The sequence below is a fragment of the Microvirga sp. M2 genome, from assembly GCF_047497095.1.
GTDB lineage: Bacteria > Pseudomonadota > Alphaproteobacteria > Rhizobiales > Beijerinckiaceae > Microvirga.
In genome coordinates this window covers 448,284-464,044 of the sequence record NZ_CP134063.1, presented here as the reverse complement: position 1 = coordinate 464,044, position 15,761 = coordinate 448,284, and the positions used below count along the sequence as shown (strand labels likewise).

Here is a 15,761-nt window from a genome sequence, read left to right as displayed (position 1 = left end):
GATGGCTCTTATGGATGGGATCGGGTCAGCTGGGCTCCACAGGCACAGAGGTCGGTCGTGGCGCATGCACGCGGCGCCAGTCCAGACCCTCGAGCAGAGCGGAGAGCTCGGCGGCTGACAGGTGAAGGGCACCATCCTGCAGCTTGGGCCAGCGGAACTCACCATCCTCCAATCGCTTCGCGACGAGAACCACGCCGGTGCCATCCCAGAACACCAGTTTGACGCGATCCGTGCGTTTGGCGCGGAAGACATAAACCGTCCCGGAGAACGGATCGGCCCCCATGGTGTCGCGCACGAGCGCAGCGAGGCCATCCGCCCCTTTGCGGAAGTCGACGGGCTTGGTGGCCACCAGGACGCGGACAGTCCCGCTCGGCCCGATCATCGCAGGCTCTTGAGCGCTTGCAGGACCATAGCCAGCGTTGCGCCATCGGCCCCCGGAGGGATGCGAATGACAGTGCCCGCCACAACAATCTCGATCACCGCCTCCCGGCAGGCTGCCGGGGTGGGCTGCGGCCCGTCAGGGGCGACAATAACCGGGGTAAAGGCGAGAGGATGATCGTCCGCCGCGCACTTGGCCTGACGGCGCCAGGTGAACAGGTGCTGCGGCGCTATCCCGTTTCGGCGGGCCACCTCGGACACCACCGCGCCCGGCGCCATGGCTTCCTCCAGGATCCGCGCCTTCTCATCGGCTGACCAGCGCCGGCGTCCACTGGCTCCGGTGATCACTTCCAGGCGCCGCACCGGCCGCGGCGGCTCAAGCATATGGTCAACCATCGGCACAAAACGATCCTCAATCCAAGATCGTCAGTCTCGCTGCTCACACATGCGAATGTAAGGTGCGGCGAGAACACCGCTTACGGTGCACACGGTCCTGACCGACCATGGCATTCACTTCACCACGCCCAGCAACACAGCTTCGGCAGTCCCGCTGATCAAGAAAGCGATGAAACGCGGCGAGATCATCTGGGCGCATGCCTTTGAGTATGCCTGTGCCCAGAACGATGTGGACCATCGCCTAACCAAGCCGAGACATCCCTGGACCAATGGTCAGGTTGAGCGGATGAACCGCACCCTCAAGGACGCGACAGTCAAACGCTACTACTACGACAGCCATGACCAACTCCGGCAGCATCTGGCTGACTTTGTGAGCGCCTACAACTTCGCCCGAAGGCTCAAGGCCCTGAAAGGGCTCACACCCTACGAGTTCATCTGCAAAACCTGGCTCAACGAGCCCAAACGCTTCAAACTTGATCCGGTCCATCAAATGCCGGGACTTCTCTATTCGGCGGGTTGAAGTCAAGCGCCTTCCGAGCTGTCCGACACCCCAGTGTTGAATGTTCTTCGCGAGGCCTTGCTTCTCTTCGGGATCGGCTCTTAAGCCGTCCCAGTATGGGATCAGGAGAATGAAGCGGGCAATCTAAACAGCGGTCTGAACACGTTGCCGCGCCCGACCAAGTCCCGGCACGCCCTTGCTTCATCCTTCGTCCCGCGAAGGACACCTGTCCACCGGAGGGTGGAACCTGTAATGCGTTCTCTATCGTTGAGACCTCGCCGCTGGATCAGACACAGGCCGTGGCATCATCTCTGGTCCAGCGGAAATCTGTCCCATCGCTCCACATCCGATGCATGATCACAGCCAGGCGCCGGGCCAACGCGACGATGGCCTTACGCAGGCTGCCTCGCTTGGCGATGTTCATCGCCCAGGCTTTCAGCCAGGACCACTTCTTGACGCGGGTGAGCATGACCTGCGCTGCCTCATAGAGCAGCGTTCGCATCATCCCGTCTCCGCAGAGGGAGACGCATCCGATGCGTTTGCTTTCTCCGGATTCCTTGAGGACTGGCGTTAACCCCAAGGCGGCTCCAACAGCCTTCGAGTGCCGGAAGCGGGCCGGCACATCGATGGTGCTGGCGAAGGCCAGGGCAACCACAGGCCCGACACCCGGAACCGTCATCAGGCGCCGGCAGGTGCTATCATCCTTGACGATCGCTAGGACCTTCCGATGGAGGCGGGCCACCTCCTCCCGCAGCTTCTGCCTGGCGGCGAGCAGGGATGCCACGATGTCGGCCAGTTCCGGCCTGCCGTCCACGAGTTCCCGGATCCGCGTGTCAAATCCGACCGGCCCAATCACACCGACCTTGAGACCAAAGTTGCGCAGCAGACCGCGGATGTCGTTCTCAACCGCGATGGCCTTCTCCTGTAGCAGCTTGCGGGCGGTCAGCAGGGCCCGACGCTGCTGGCTTGTCACGGTCTTGACATGCACCGGTCGGAACAGGTTGACACGCATCATCTGGGCGATGCCGCGAGCATCATTGCGATCGGTCTTGTTCACCTGCGCCTTGAGGAACGCCTTGGTATGCCGGGTCTCGATGCAGACCACCGGCAAGCCGGCATGGGCCAATCCGCTGAACAGCCACTGCGACAGGGGCCCGGCCTCAAGCCCGATCCGAGCCAGCCGCCAAGTGGGATCCTGAAGAGCCTGGGCGAGATCTTCCGGATGACTGGGGACCTTCAGCTCACGGCAGATCGAACCCATCTCGTCCACGATACAGATTGAGGTCTCCTTGAGGGAGACGTCCAGTCCGGCGTAGTGCTTCATGCTGCGCGCCCTTTCCTGATGCTTGTGAGGGAACACCCTCACGCTATCATCAGCTCGAAGCGCTGCCTTCTAACCATTGCCGCTGCTGATAGGGCTCAAGCCGAATACCCCATCTGAACAACTAGTCTGGCGGATGAGCCACTTTGAGGACCGGGAAAGCACGATCACTGCCACCTCCCTGGTGCCGGGCGAACCAAACATGATCACCCACTTTCAGCTTTTGCGAAGGGAATACGCTCTGCGCGTGGAAGAAAACGTCTTTGCCCTTATCCGCTGAAATGAACCCCCAAGCAGGATTATCAAAGCGCTTGATAACCCCAAACTCCCGCTCGGTATTTTGGTAACATAGCTGTTCGCATTCTTGAACAATCTCATCTGCCGTTGGCCGAGTATTCGGGTCTGCGGAGACACACCTCTGGATTATTGCGAATATCTGCTCACCGAGCGCTTTAAACTGCACGTGCTCCTGAATGGCAGCAGGCAGCTTCAGCGGCTCTGCTTTGCTGATGGCCAAAATAGCTTTGTATCCTGTCCCGAAGGGCTTTGTTCCTGAGATAAGCTCATACATCATAGCGCCCAAGGACCAAACATCAGCAGCCTGGCCGACATTACGAATGTCCTCGATGGCTTCTGGAGCCATGTAAGGGATGGCACCAATTGCTGTCTGGGATGCCGTTATGGTGCTCTCGCCTCCCTCAACTGCGTCCGCCAATTCCTCAGCCGCCATTTTTGCAATGCCAAAATCTGTTATCTTCAGCGTATTAAAGTTGGCACCACCGACCACCATGACATTGCTTGGCTTCAAGTCTCGGTGGACTACTCCTGCGTGATGCGAGGCCGCTAATCCTTTCGCAAGGTGATGGAGTGTGCGAGCGGCCATATGTGGATCGAGACAGCGCACCCTAGATTTTAGGATTGCACCTAGGTCTTCTCCTTGGATCAGCTCCTCAATGAGGTATGAGCGTTCGTTCGTCTCAACATAATCAAGTGTTTTGGCTACGTTTGCGTGGTTCACCTTCGCGCTAACAACCGCACTTCTTTGAAAACGTTTTGTGGCGGAGCTATTCTTTGGAGCTTTCAACGCAACGTTTCGTGAGAGCAGACGGTCGGTGGCAAGATATACTTCCTGCATGCCACCTTCGCCAATGTAGGAAACTACATTGTACCGCCCACCAACCACGTCTCCAGTCTGGTGTATCCCTGTCATATTGTGACCTCAGGGTGTGAGACATCTACTGTAACGAAGGTCCGTCTCGAAGCGAGGGCGGCTGCACCTAGTACAATCACACAGGACCCAGGAAGAACATCTCCATTCTTGGCGGGCATGTTATTGATACTGACGTCGCCAGAAACATCGCTGATTACAAATCGCAGACCATCATATGTAACTTTCAGACTGCCTTGACCTGCAGCCGAAAGGCCAACCACTCTTCGCGAACTATCCAGTTGAAACACACTAGTCCGCGCCGTGAGTAGAGCGCGGTGGCGATCACGAAGCAGGTGGAGTGCTATGATGTCCCTTACCGCAACCATTGTCGGGCGACATGTTGGGTCTTCTGCCAAACAGCTGTTGAGTATGGAAGCAACCTCAGGAGGCAATCCTAAGGGCAAGATCGAGAAGTCTGCATCAGGGCACGGCAGCGTGGGAGGCAAATTCATTAGTGCAGCCGGTATCTGGCCTAGAATGCAACGTAGCGCCGTAACGCCGAACGCGAATGTATCTACGGCAGCTGTGAACCCTGTGCGACCGTCTGCGCCTGCAATAAGCAGCTCGGGAGCAATGTATCCACGTGTACCAAACACTTCCCCCGTGCTGGCGTTATCGTCCAAGCGTGAAAGGCCAAAATCGTAGATTTTTAGGCACCCTTCACCATCATACTTCATATTGTTCGGCTTGATGTCACGATGGACCCGCTGATGCAGATGGATATCTGCTATGCCTTCAGCGACAGGGAAAATGAGCTTCAAGAACTCGTCAGCAGTAGATGGAGTAGGAGCAGAGGTAAACTCATCTCCCGGCAAATATTCTTCAACTAGAGCTTCTACGTTGCCCTTATCGTCTCGGATTACGTCGAATATCTGGACGACGTGCTTTGACCGAACGGCTTGTAGAGCAGATAGTTCGTCCAAGATACGTTTCGGGTCGACCCCAGGCCTCAATCTCTTAATGAGAACAGGCCTCTCAAGATGAGTGTCAGTGCAGACAAAAGTGTCTGACATGCCTCCACCCGGGAAGCTCTTACCAACAGGCACATAACGGCTTGGGAGCTTCACCGGCGCTACTCTTCTTGTTTATTGGGAAACTCAACATTCAGTTCGGGCTGAGTTTGATCGTCCAGCGGCAACTCGCTTTCCTGCTCGGCCACATTGGCGGCGGGTCTACGCCGCTTGTTAGAACGTGGACGTCCCGGCGTAGACCGCCCCTCTTGCGCAGCCTTCCCCGGCCGTTGGTCGGGGGTTGCCGCCTCTGTCAACGACGCCGTAAGTCGCTCGTTACGGCTCTGACCTTCAGCAAGAATTGGTATCCAAACCTCTAGCTGTGAAAAGGACGAGACCAGAGTTACGTTGAGCCCTTGCTGAGCCTCATATCTGTTTGGCTTCGCTGGTACATCAAATACGACAGCACTTGCGTTGTCTCGACCGCCCATTATCTCGGACAGCAACAACAACCGGCGAATAACCTCCGAGCTAGTTTCGGCAGATCGCAGCACGCTCCCAAAGACCTCTTCAGGAGCGCTATGGATACCGTCGGAAGACACTAGCAGTCGTTGGAATACACCAATGTCGTATAGAGATCGGACGTGAGGCTCAATGCCCTCTCCCATTCCGACAAACTGTACGAGGCTGTTCGCATGATGCCCAGCCTCCTTGCCCGAGTTACGGAGAAACTCGGCAAGGGTATCGTCTCTCGTTAACCGCTGGAGCGCACCGGTCTGCATGAGTGCGTACACTCGGCTATCGCCGACATTAACTGTTGTTATACGACCATTATCATCAAAGAATGCTGCTGCTATGGTTGAGCCGCCCCGCCCCCGGAGTTGGGAGAAGACAGCATCGTTTGCCGCCTCAACCGCATGAAAGAGACGGCTTTCAGGCCCGAGACCAGGGGAGCGCAGCACTCGCGACACAAAAACGCTGATTGCCGTAACGGCAGCATCTTCGCCGTGCGACATGCCGCCAATGCCGTCGCAAACGACCCCCATGGTAAAGTTTCTCTCAGGCATACCTTGATAAACGGCCTGCACGATCAGGGCTCGATCTTGGTTTTCGCGCCTGACTGCACCGATCCCGGTTCCAATGGCGTGCCCTCCAACGGAATTGGATGAGCGAGCGGCCCTTGCGTCTAGGATGAAACGTTGTACTCGTTTCTGAAGCTGATCTTCCGCCAAATGCGCTCCCTATTGCCTGCCGAGGCTATGTTATCACGCTATTAACAGATTTTCTGTCGTCGCATCTAGCACTGTTATATGTCTTCGGCTCCAAAATTACCTGGATCGTGGCTACGGGCAATGCCCCCGCTTTAGATACCTGTAATGTTGGTAAATCCCACAGGATCGGACCCGCATGACTGGAGACCCATGAGCACTCGCAACCAGAATTTTAATCTCTGATTGGGCTGAGGCTTGCGTGACGGCCCCTTGCAAGAGCGTGCCCCAGGAGACAGACAAGGACCTCACTACGTAGGAGAATAAGCGTTCATGGCTCGGGTCGAGTTTTCGCAAACGGTCAAAGATGCTTTGGCCAAGCGTGCTGGGTTCAAGTGCTCCTTCCCTGGATGCCGGGCTAGCACAATTGGCCCCAGTACTGAAGGGCCTGAAAAGTCATCAAGCTCAGGGATGGCATGCCATATTGCTGCGGCCTCTGGAGGACCGGGAGCTCGCCGGGTTATTCCGGGCATGACAGCGGCGGAACTCTCATCAATAGAGAACGGCATCTGGATGTGCTTCAGCCATGGAAAACTAATCGACACAGACGAGGTAAGGTTCACTATTCCTATGCTCAAGCACTGGCGGAAAGTTGCGGAACGCCGAGCACAGTTAGAGCACGAGCATGGGCGTGACATTAATTTATCGATGACCCTTCTTCCTGATCTTGGGCTTGCCGACGAAGCAGTGCAGGTGACCGAGCTCGGGCAGGAGAACAAGACTATTGGCGACGCAATACTATACAGCTGCCTACGTGAAGTATGGGGCCGGGATGTAGCTGATGCTATTCGCGACCTCTCCATAGAGATCGCCCGAAATGCACTCGTGCATGGAGGAGCAACGACCTTCTCGCTAACAGTAGAAAAGCTGAAAGTCACATTGAGAGACAACGGGTCTCCCTACAACTATACATCGATATTCAGTGAAGAACGGCATGGCGGAGGCGCAATGTCGATTTCTTGCATTATCAATCAATTCGCAGATCGCTTAGTTTTCTCATCATCTCATAACGGATTAGAGAACGAGACAATAGTTGCTCTTGTCAGAGAACCGAATGACGTTTCGGCGCTCGTGAAATGCTCAATTCAAATTAGGTTAGGCCACCGCCCCAAAGCAGACCCAGACACCATCAAATTGATGATGGAATGCGATACTGTATATATAGTACACGACGAGAGCTACATTTCTTACAGCGATATATTTTTTATTCGACTATACGCAGAGCAATACCTATGTAGCAAAAGATGCGTTTTTGTATGCAAAGACGCCTCAGACGGCGTGCTGGACAAAATAAAGGAGGCTATGCCCTCGCTCATCATTATGGCTTTGTTGCCTCACCAAGCCTGAGAACAATCGTTGACGGCCCTTCGCAAAGGAATTTTGGTACACAAGCTCGGTACACAGCCTCAACCGAAGACCTCAAAAGCTACTGATCTTACTGATTTTTTCCGATGTTGGATCGCCTCCCCTCAGCTCCACCAAGCTCGAACACGAACGGTCATCCTCGCACCATTCCCCTCACACCCAAGGCTATCGAGGCCCTGACTCCGATAGAGAGGGAGGATGAACGGGTCTTTCCCGTTACGCCCAATGCTGTGCGGCTCGCTTGGGAAAGGGTAAGGCAAAGAGCTGACTTGGAAGACCCAAGGCTTCATGACCTTCGCCATGAGGCCGTCTCCCGCTTCTTCGAGTATGGCCTCACTATTCCTGATGTAGCTCTGATCAGCGGGCTTGGAGACCCATGGACATTGAGTCGATATACGCACCTGAGACCGGAAAAGGTGGCTCAGAAGGTGGCCAAGGCTACGGTTGATTAGGCCAAGAGGCTTGGGAGACACCAACCGCCTCCCAAGCCCTCTGCCTTCGCAAGTAAAAGGTTATCGGCAGCGGCGTATCCGGCGCGTGACCAAGTCGCCGTTGTCGTCCTCTTCACGAATGACTACGGTCCGGCAGCGATTGACGCTTCCTGTCCTTAGATCATCCTCGTCGTACACACGACGTCGTTCAATGTAGCGGCGCTCGTAACGACGCTCATCAGGTCCAACTCTGACGCTCGGACCATCCGGCCCGATACCAAACTGGACTTGAGCAAATGAAGGCGTCGAAGTGACAATACCCGACCCAATCAACGCTGCTGCGAATAGCCAAGTTACCTTCTTCATCTTTCCGTACCCTCGAATATTATAGATACGATCCAACGCATTACTTCACATTACGTTTCGCAGAGCACTGGCCCATATTGAAAGATTATGGGGCAACAAAGGAAAAGCCCCCGAAAGAGGCACTTCTCAGTGGTCAGCCATAGGGGCAAATCATGGACACTATGTTACAATAAACGACTGTTCAGCGAAGTGGCACAAGCCAACGATACTACTCCTTGCGGATACCTGTTCATCAGCAGACCAAGCCAGATGGCTAAATTCTACCGTAGGGGCATACGGGCGCAGGGCCGCAGATTGTGATCAAATCCAAGTTCGGGAGCGGCCCATTTTCTTATATTTGCTTCCAGTGCCCAAAGACCTTACTGGCAAGAGACAATAGTCATACAAGTACGCATTTATGTAATCTTCTCAAACCTAAACAATTGTGCAAACTTTGCGGCATGACCTCTTTTCGCCATAAAGCCTTGCGGCGGTAACCCCAATCACCATCAGCAGCTTGATGGATAAACGCCAACGATAAAAATGCACAATCCTCCAATTCGCGGCATCCGGTTCGGCTTTTCAGCCCCGGACGATCAAGTTGTGTCCCTCAATGTTCCAGCGGAAAGTGACGATGGCTTGGAGCATCCACATTACTCCTTTGACATTGAGTACGATCCCGAGCACCCCGACAGGGTGACCCTCCGCTTGTTGGAACTGGATCAGGACGCTTTCATTCGCACCATATGGAAAAGCATTTCGTTTCCGGTTGCCTTGCTTTCTGATCTGATTGGCAAAAGGACGGCCACCCCCGAAGAAGTTGCCGAGTGGCAAACTGCCTCCGATGAGGATGAGTAACAGCCACTTAGTTCGACAATTTGCGGGACCGCCTTCCCTCATCAACTCTTTCTCGTAAGCCAAGCCGATTCCCACATCGCGCCACCGCTCCCTCTCACCAGAGCCTCGAACGCGGGAAGTGGGAGCGGGTTTTGCGTGAAAAGATGCTCGACAACAGAGACTGACAGCATCGGATGTGGGTTCGATATCACCCCCGATGCTGTAACGAACGACACCCGCCAGAACGTCACGCTCGCAACCACGGCAACCTGGTCATCGCCTTGGAACCTTGGAGCAAGTCTGGCCGAGAGCGTCGGACGTAAAAGTGGGCTCCCCTTTTGGGATCGAATCCGATGCTCCCTTCTTGAAAGGCGCGCATCGTTCGAGCGGACCCGGCGGGCTGCGTCAGCGACCCGCCGGGTCCGCACGATGCGCTAGGCCCCTGCGATGTCAGTACGGTATCCCTCAAGATCAGGGTCATACTCAAGCCTCTCCCAGGGGATTGTGCTGTGATGAACACCGACCCCGAGGAAGCCGCCAAACGTTACGTCCACCTTTGTGACGCGACCGCTTATCTTCTCTATCAGTAGACGTTTGATGGTGCCGATACGCTCATTGGCGCTATTGAATACCGGGGTGCCTTCAACACGGTCACTTTCGATTTCGGGATGAAGCGGTCCTGATCGCTCAATCGGACCTGATAGATAGTAGCCGTTTTCTAGTATCCCGGCGGCCACGACGGCTCTGCTGGTATCGACGTCCCACTCTTCGTCAGGCTCAATCCTTCTGACCGCCTTCCATGGTCCTTCGTCACTGGGAAGATACTGACCTTGAGGCTCGTCAGTGAAGCCCTGAAGCCTGGGTGATTTTTGAGACTGAAAGACGTAGTAGGTCCTCATAAGCACCTCCCTCTCGACGGGATCGCTGCTATCCTCGACCGTAGATATTGACTCATGTCTGGTATGAGAACGCAACCGTTAGGTTGTTGTAGGCGCAACGCGGTAGATCGCCCTTACGCTGTGAACTTCGCCAACTCAGGGCTCACGCCAGTGCCTCACCTGTTTGGCGATCCAGCGCATCGTACGGCCCGCTGGGTCCGCACGACGCGCTGGAGCAAATTGCGTCCTGATGGGATCAGAATGCTTGCTCTCTCTCTTTGATGAAGCATGGTTCTTCGCGAAGAACCGGGTTCCACTTCTTCTCACGCTGCTCTATCGCGAGGATACCCGACCCATGAACCGGCACAAGGCGGTCAGGTCGGCCTCGTAGCCGTCGGGCGATGCGAGCACACCCGCACATGTCTTGCGAAGCCTCTGTTTATCGGCCTCGCTCATCGCATTCCATTCGGCGGCCATGCGGCCTGGGACAGCGGGATTCGCGCCGGGCCCGGGCGGTGTTCCCGGGCTGCCGATGACGCCGCCGGCACCGGGACGACCTGTGCCGGGTTGTCCCGGATTGCCGGGAGTTGCTCCAGGGCCGGTGGCTTCGCCAATCCCGATTCCGACGCCGGCATCGATCCCTCTGGAGCCGCCAACGCTCGCGCCGACGCCGGCATTGACACCATTTGCTCCGCCGATGGATGCATCGAGGCCTGCATTGACGCCTCTCGATCCGCCGATGGACGCGTCCAATCCGGCATTGACGCCTCTCGATCCACCGACCGACGCGCCGACGCCGGCATTGACGCCCCCGGATCCACCGACACTCGCACCGACGCCGGCATTGACACCATTGGAGCCGCCCACACTCGCTCCGACGCCGGCATTGACGCCGTTGGAGCCGCCGATGCTCGCACCGAGACCCGCGCCCAGGCCTTCAGAGCCGCCGAGGCTCGCCCCGACGCCGGCGCTGATGCCGCCGACGCTGGCTCCGATGCCCAGCCCGCCTCCGTCGGCGCGCGAGCCGCGAGACCCGCCGCTGCTGTCTGTGGCGCTGCCGGAGGCGCTGCCGCCCCCGCCCTGGCGCGCCTCGGATGATTGAGGAATCAAGAATAACGCAAGCATTACTGCTACGCCGCAAGCAAGCTCTCTGCGCCTTCCAAATAATAAGGACGTTCTCACGCCGGATCTCCTCTCGATGGCGATCTTGCCCCCATGGACAAAGAAGCTTTCGAGAGGGACTTGTTCCTCGTCACAGGAATTTATGAGTAAGCCTTTTGTCTCATAAATATTATTACATGTTGAGACCCGCGATAACTTGAGCTTATTTCACTTGCAGGCTCGACATGACTTGCAGGCTCGACATGAAAGGACGTCACCTTCCTTTGTTGAGCCCTCAAGACGAGCGTTGACGGTCCCGGAACGGCGTTCTCAGCGCTGCGCTTCCGGTGCCGTAACGGCATCTTCCTCGCTCCGCCTCTTCCTGTCGCGGGTCACCAGCCGGAAGAACAGGGGCACGAACAGGATCGCCAGGAAGGTCGCGGCCAGCATGCCGCCGATCACGCCGGTGCCGACCGAGTGACGGCTTGCGGAGCCCGCGCCCGTCGAAATGGCGAGCGGCACGACGCCGAGGATGAAGGCGAGCGACGTCATCACGATGGGACGGAAGCGCAGACGCGCCGCTTCGAGCGCGGAATCGATGACGGAGGCGCCCTCGCGATGGCGCTCGGCCGCGAATTCGACGATGAGAATCGCGTTCTTGGCCGAAAGGCCGATCAGCGTGACGAGACCGACCTGGAAGTAGATGTCGTTCTCGATGCCGCGCAGCCAGATCGCCAGAATGGCTCCGAAGACCGCGAACGGCACGGCCGTGATGACCGCGAAGGGCAACGACCAGCGCTCGTATTGCGCGGAGAGGATCAGGAACACCATCACGAGGCCCAGGAGGAACCCCTGCGTGCCGGTTCCGGCCGATTGCAGCTCCTGATACGCGGAGCCGGTCCAGCCGATCGAGTAATCGGACGGAAGGGTCTGGGCCACCACCTGCTCCATGGCGGCGATCGCCTGGCTCGATGAGAAGCCGGGCGCCGGATTGCCCTGGATTTTCGCGGCCGGAAACACGTTGAACCGGTCGACCACGTCGGGCCCCGAGACGCGGGTGGTGGTCAGGAGAACGTTGAGGGGCACCATGGCGCCGCTGCCGGAGCGCACGAAGACGTGCCGCAGGTCGTCGGGCGACTGCCGGAAGGCGGGCTCCGACGAGAGGCTCACCCGGTAGGTGCGCCCGAACAGGGTGAAATCGTTCACGTAGAGGCTGCCGAAGGTGCTCTGCATCGTGTCGAAGATCGCCGAGATCGGCACGCCGAGCGCCTTCGCCTTGTCGCGGTCCACGTCGATCCGGTATTGCGGCACGTTCGTGTTGAACGTGGTCGACACACCCGAGACCTCCGGGCGCCGGTTGGCGGCCTGGACCACGCTCTGGGCGGCCTGCGCGAGATTCTCCAGGCTGCCGCCGGAGCGGTCCTGCAGGTAGAATTCGAAGCCTCCCGTGGTGCTCAGGCCCATGATCGGCGGCGGATTGAAGCCGATCACGATCCCGTCGCGGAAATCGGCGTTGAGGGCCGCGAATGACGGCGCGAGATTTCTCGCATCGAGCCGCGGATCGGTGCGCTCGGACCAGTCCTTGAGGGTCACGAAGGAGATGCCCGCATTGGTCTTCTGCGCGCCCGACAGGAAGTCGTAGCCCGCCAGGGTCACGACGTCGGCCACGGCGGGGTTCTGCGTCAGCCCCTCCGTCACCTTGGCGGTGATGTCGAGGGTGCGGTCGAGGGACGCCGCGGGCGGCAGCATCGTCACGACGAAGACGTTGCCCAGATCCTCCGCGGGCACGAGGCCGCCGGGCACCCGCTCGAACAGCCACCAGGTCGCGCCGAGCATGAGCGCGATGATCACGAGGGCCGCCGCCACATGGCGCAGGAAGAACGCCGTGCCCGACGTGAAGGCCCCCGTCACCGCCCCGAAGCCGCGGTTGAAGATGCGGAACGGCCGCCAGGGCTCCCGATGGCCGGGTTTCAGGAGAATCGCGCAGAGCGCCGGCGTCAGCGTCAGCGCGACGATGCCGGAGATCACCACCGAGACCGCGATCGTGACGGCGAATTGCCGGTAGAGCTCGCCCGCGAGCCCGCCCAGGAAGGAGACGGGGATGAACACCGCGCAGAGCACCAGAACCACGGCGATGACCGGCCCGCTCACCTCGCGCATGGCCTGGATGGCGGCCTCCCGGGGCGGCCTGCCCTGCGTGGTCATGATGCGCTCGACATTTTCGAGCACGATGATGGCGTCGTCCACCACGATGCCGATGGCCAGGATGAGCCCGAAGAGCGTGAGGAGATTGATCGAGAAGCCCAGCGCATACATGCCCGCGAACGTGCCGATGATGGAGACCGGAACCGCGAGCAGCGGAATCAGCGTCGCGCGCCAGTTCTGCAGGAAGATGAACACCACGATCACCACCAGCACGATGGCCTCGACGAAGGTGCGGATCACCTCGTCGATGGAAACCTCGATGAAGGTCGTGGTGTTGAACGGCACGTCGTAGCGCAGCCCGTCGGGGAAGCGCTGCGCGAGCCGCTGCATCGTGGCGTTGACGGCGGCCGAGACCTGAAGCGCGTTGGCGTCGGGCTGGAGGTAGATCCCGATCGGCACCGTCGGGGCTCCGTTGAGCGTCGCCACGGTGGAATAATTCAGGGAGCCGAGTTCCACCCGCGCCACGTCCTTGAGCCGCAGGGCCCCGCCGTTCTCGTCCGAACGCAGGATGATCTGCTCGAACTCGCGCGGGTCCGCGAGGCGTCCCTGGGTCGTGACCGAATAGGTGAAGGTCTGTCGCCCGGGCATCGGCTCCTCGCCGAACCGGCCGGCGGCGAACTGGGCGTTCTGGTCGCGGATCGCGTTCGCGATGTCGCCCGGCGTCAGGTTGAACTGGGCGACCTTGTCGGGCCTGAGCCAGATGCGCATCGAGTAATCCGACGCGCCGAAGAGCGAGGCGTCGCCGACGCCCGGCGTGCGCCGCAATTCGTCGATGACGTTCACCAGCGCGTAATTGGAGATGTAGATCGTGTCGTAGCGCCGGTCGGGCGAGGACAAAGCGACGATCTGCAGGATCGAGGACGAGCGCTTCGTGACCGTCACGCCCTGCCGCCGCACCTCCTCGGGCAGGACCGCGTTGGCGCGCTGGACGCGGTTGTTCACGTTGATCGTGGCCTGGTCCGCATCGGTGCCGGTCTGAAAGTACACGGACAGGTTCATGGTGCCGGAGCCCGTCGAGGTCGATTGCATGTAGATCATGTTCTCGACCCCGTTGACCTGCTGCTCCAGGGGCGCGGCCACGGTTTCGGCGATGGTCTCGGCGCTCGCTCCCGGATAGGTCGCCGAAACCACGACCTGGGGCGGCACGATCTCGGGATATTGCGCCACGGGCAGGATCCGCATGGCGATGATCCCCACGAGCACGATCACGATGGACAGGACGGACGCGAAGATCGGGCGGTCGATGAAGAATTTGGAGATCATGGCCGTGTCCCCGCTGCCTGACCGCCCGGGCCGCCTTGCTTCCCTTGAGCTCCCGACGCCGCCGAGCCGGTCGCCGTTCCGGTGCCCGCCGCAACCGGCCTGACGGGCTGCCCCGGGCGCACCCGGATCACGCCGTCGACCACCACCCTTTCGCCCCCGCTCAGGCCGTCGCGCACCACCCAGCCCGCCGGAACCTCGGGGCCGAGGCGGATCGGCCGCGCCTGGGCGACGTCGTTCTCCCCGAGCACGTAGACCGATGGCCCCTGCGGGCCCTGGCTGACCGCCTGCTCCGGAACGACGATGGAATCGGGAAGCGTGATGCCGGTGATGCGCACGCGCACGAACTGGCCGGGGAGCAGGACACCGTCGGGATTGGGAAAGATCGCCCGCGCCTGGATCGTTCCGGTCTGCGGATCGACCCGCTGGGCGGCGGTGTCGATCCGGCCGGGCTGAGGATAGGAGGTTTCCTGCGCGAAGCGCAGCTCGACCTTCAGGTCCTTCTCGGAGATCGGCTTGTCCCGCCGCTCGTTGAGGGCCTGGAAGGCGCGCCATTCCGCGTCGGGAATGGAGAAGTCCACATAGGCCGGATCGAGCTGCGAGATCGTCGTCAGGAGCGTCTGCTGCGCCTGGATGAGGGCGCCGACCGGCGGCGATTGCAGCGCCGTGGTGCCGGTCGCGGGCGCCGTCACCGTCGTGTAGCTCAAGTTGAGCTGGGCGCTCCGGACCTCCGCCTGGGCGAGCTGCACCCCGGCCTGCGCCTGATCCCGCTGCGAGCGGGCCTCGTCGAGCTGCACGTCCGTCGAAACGCCCCGGCGGGCGAGCGGCTCGATGCGGTCGAAATTCTGCTGCGCCTGGACGAGGGCCGCCTGCGCCTGCCTGAGCTGAGCCTCGGCCCGGCTCCGGGCCACCTCGTAGGTGGCCGGATCGATCCGGAACAGCACCTGACCCTCGGTGACCTTCGCGCCTTCGTCGAAGGCGCGCTCGAGCAGGAGGCCGCCGACGCGCGGGCGCACCTCCACGTCGCGAAAGCCCGAGACGCGCCCGGCATATTCGACCGGATAGGGAACCTCGGCGGGCTTGACCGTGACGATGCCGACCTGGGGCGGAGGCATCGCCGAGGCCGAGCCGGTCTGGGACACCGGCGCTTTCCCGGACGGGCGGAACACGAAGACGGTGAGGCCAGCGGCAAGCGCCAGACCGATCATGGCGATGAGAAGAATGCGTTTGGCCACGTTGTCCTCCGGAAGGACCGGATCGGACATGCCGGAGACCGGCTGCCTCGGTCTTGCTATCCAACGGCGGACAGAGGCTCTG

At 59.5% G+C, this 15,761-nt stretch carries 13 protein-coding genes and 1 pseudogene; 4 read left to right on the top strand and 10 right to left on the bottom strand.

The features are described from left to right. Window positions 1–25: 25 nt before the first annotated feature. Both tnpB and tnpA read right to left on the bottom strand, forming a co-directional pair. Window positions 26–382, bottom strand: coding sequence for an IS66 family insertion sequence element accessory protein TnpB (gene tnpB, locus RE429_RS02230; RefSeq protein ID WP_414471472.1), 357 nt, complete (start codon window positions 380–382; stop codon window positions 26–28). After that, window positions 379–774, bottom strand: a complete 396-nt coding sequence (tnpA, locus tag RE429_RS02225) for an IS66-like element accessory protein TnpA (RefSeq protein ID WP_414471471.1) — start codon at window positions 772–774, stop codon at window positions 379–381. Before tnpA ends, tnpB begins: the two co-directional genes overlap by 4 nt. A 196-nt stretch (window positions 775–970) precedes the next feature. On the opposite strand from tnpA, the pseudogene RE429_RS02220 reads away from it, so the two are divergent. Continuing rightward, window positions 971–1,294: pseudogene (locus tag RE429_RS02220) on the top strand (integrase core domain-containing protein); the annotation flags it as partial. A 265-nt stretch (window positions 1,295–1,559) separates the two neighbouring features. Here RE429_RS02220 and RE429_RS02215 read toward each other — a convergent pair. From RE429_RS02215 to RE429_RS02200, 4 genes are all read right to left on the bottom strand, one after another. Then, window positions 1,560–2,597: an IS110 family transposase gene (locus RE429_RS02215; protein WP_414472769.1), complete on the bottom strand. Its 1,038-nt coding sequence runs from the start codon at window positions 2,595–2,597 to the stop codon at window positions 1,560–1,562. 121 nt (window positions 2,598–2,718) lie between these two features. Beyond that, window positions 2,719–3,729: a protein kinase domain-containing protein gene (locus RE429_RS02210; RefSeq protein ID WP_414472768.1), complete on the bottom strand. Its 1,011-nt coding sequence runs from the start codon at window positions 3,727–3,729 to the stop codon at window positions 2,719–2,721. Between the two features lie 71 nt (window positions 3,730–3,800). Further along, the gene (locus RE429_RS02205) at window positions 3,801–4,817 is read right to left on the bottom strand and encodes a serine/threonine-protein kinase (RefSeq protein ID WP_414472767.1); all 1,017 of its coding nucleotides are present in this window, start codon (window positions 4,815–4,817) and stop codon (window positions 3,801–3,803) included. Window positions 4,818–4,876: 59 nt separating this feature from the next. Next, window positions 4,877–5,986 (bottom strand): PP2C family protein-serine/threonine phosphatase, encoded by a 1,110-nt coding sequence (locus RE429_RS02200; RefSeq protein WP_414472766.1) that lies wholly within the window; start codon window positions 5,984–5,986, stop codon window positions 4,877–4,879. 309 nt (window positions 5,987–6,295) lie between these two features. On the opposite strand from RE429_RS02200, the gene RE429_RS02195 reads away from it, so the two are divergent. From RE429_RS02195 to RE429_RS02185, 3 genes are all read left to right on the top strand, one after another. Then, entirely contained in the window at window positions 6,296–7,369 is a 1,074-nt protein-coding gene (locus RE429_RS02195; RefSeq protein WP_414472765.1) for a hypothetical protein, read from the top strand. A 104-nt stretch (window positions 7,370–7,473) separates the two neighbouring features. After that, entirely contained in the window at window positions 7,474–7,839 is a 366-nt protein-coding gene (locus RE429_RS02190; protein WP_414472764.1) for a tyrosine-type recombinase/integrase, read from the top strand. Between the two features lie 867 nt (window positions 7,840–8,706). Next, on the top strand, window positions 8,707–9,021 hold the full coding sequence (locus RE429_RS02185) for a hypothetical protein (RefSeq protein ID WP_414472763.1): 315 nt from the start codon (window positions 8,707–8,709) through the stop codon (window positions 9,019–9,021). 413 nt (window positions 9,022–9,434) lie between these two features. On the opposite strand, the gene RE429_RS02180 is transcribed toward RE429_RS02185, so the two are convergent. The 4 genes from RE429_RS02180 to RE429_RS02165 form a co-directional block, all read right to left on the bottom strand. Continuing rightward, entirely contained in the window at window positions 9,435–9,899 is a 465-nt protein-coding gene (locus RE429_RS02180; protein WP_414472762.1) for a PRC-barrel domain-containing protein, read from the bottom strand. Between the two features lie 312 nt (window positions 9,900–10,211). Then, window positions 10,212–10,988 (bottom strand): hypothetical protein, encoded by a 777-nt coding sequence (locus tag RE429_RS02175; RefSeq protein ID WP_414472761.1) that lies wholly within the window; start codon window positions 10,986–10,988, stop codon window positions 10,212–10,214. Between the two features lie 321 nt (window positions 10,989–11,309). Further along, window positions 11,310–14,444 carry an efflux RND transporter permease subunit gene (locus RE429_RS02170; protein WP_414474285.1) on the bottom strand — a complete coding sequence of 1,045 codons (3,135 nt, stop codon included), beginning with the start codon at window positions 14,442–14,444 and terminating at the stop codon, window positions 11,310–11,312. Next, window positions 14,444–15,679, bottom strand: coding sequence for an efflux RND transporter periplasmic adaptor subunit (locus RE429_RS02165; protein ID WP_414472760.1), 1,236 nt, complete (start codon window positions 15,677–15,679; stop codon window positions 14,444–14,446). The genes RE429_RS02170 and RE429_RS02165 overlap by 1 nt, the downstream gene beginning before the upstream one ends. Between the last annotated feature and the right edge of the window lie 82 nt (window positions 15,680–15,761).

Excerpts from the sequence above, each read along its gene's own strand:
- tnpB (WP_414471472.1), bottom strand. The coding sequence starts at position 382 with ATGATCGGGCCGAGCGGGACTGTCCGCGTCCTGGTGGCCACCAAGCCC.
- tnpA (WP_414471471.1), bottom strand. The coding sequence starts at position 774 with ATGGTTGACCATATGCTTGAGCCGCCGCGGCCGGTGCGGCGCCTGGAA.
- RE429_RS02215 (WP_414472769.1), bottom strand. The coding sequence starts at position 2,597 with ATGAAGCACTACGCCGGACTGGACGTCTCCCTCAAGGAGACCTCAATC.
- RE429_RS02210 (WP_414472768.1), bottom strand. The coding sequence starts at position 3,729 with ATGCAGGAAGTATATCTTGCCACCGACCGTCTGCTCTCACGAAACGTT.
- RE429_RS02205 (WP_414472767.1), bottom strand. The coding sequence starts at position 4,817 with ATGTCAGACACTTTTGTCTGCACTGACACTCATCTTGAGAGGCCTGTT.
- RE429_RS02195 (WP_414472765.1), top strand. The coding sequence starts at position 6,296 with ATGGCTCGGGTCGAGTTTTCGCAAACGGTCAAAGATGCTTTGGCCAAG.
- RE429_RS02190 (WP_414472764.1), top strand. The coding sequence starts at position 7,474 with ATGTTGGATCGCCTCCCCTCAGCTCCACCAAGCTCGAACACGAACGGT.
- RE429_RS02185 (WP_414472763.1), top strand. The coding sequence starts at position 8,707 with ATGCACAATCCTCCAATTCGCGGCATCCGGTTCGGCTTTTCAGCCCCG.
- RE429_RS02180 (WP_414472762.1), bottom strand. The coding sequence starts at position 9,899 with ATGAGGACCTACTACGTCTTTCAGTCTCAAAAATCACCCAGGCTTCAG.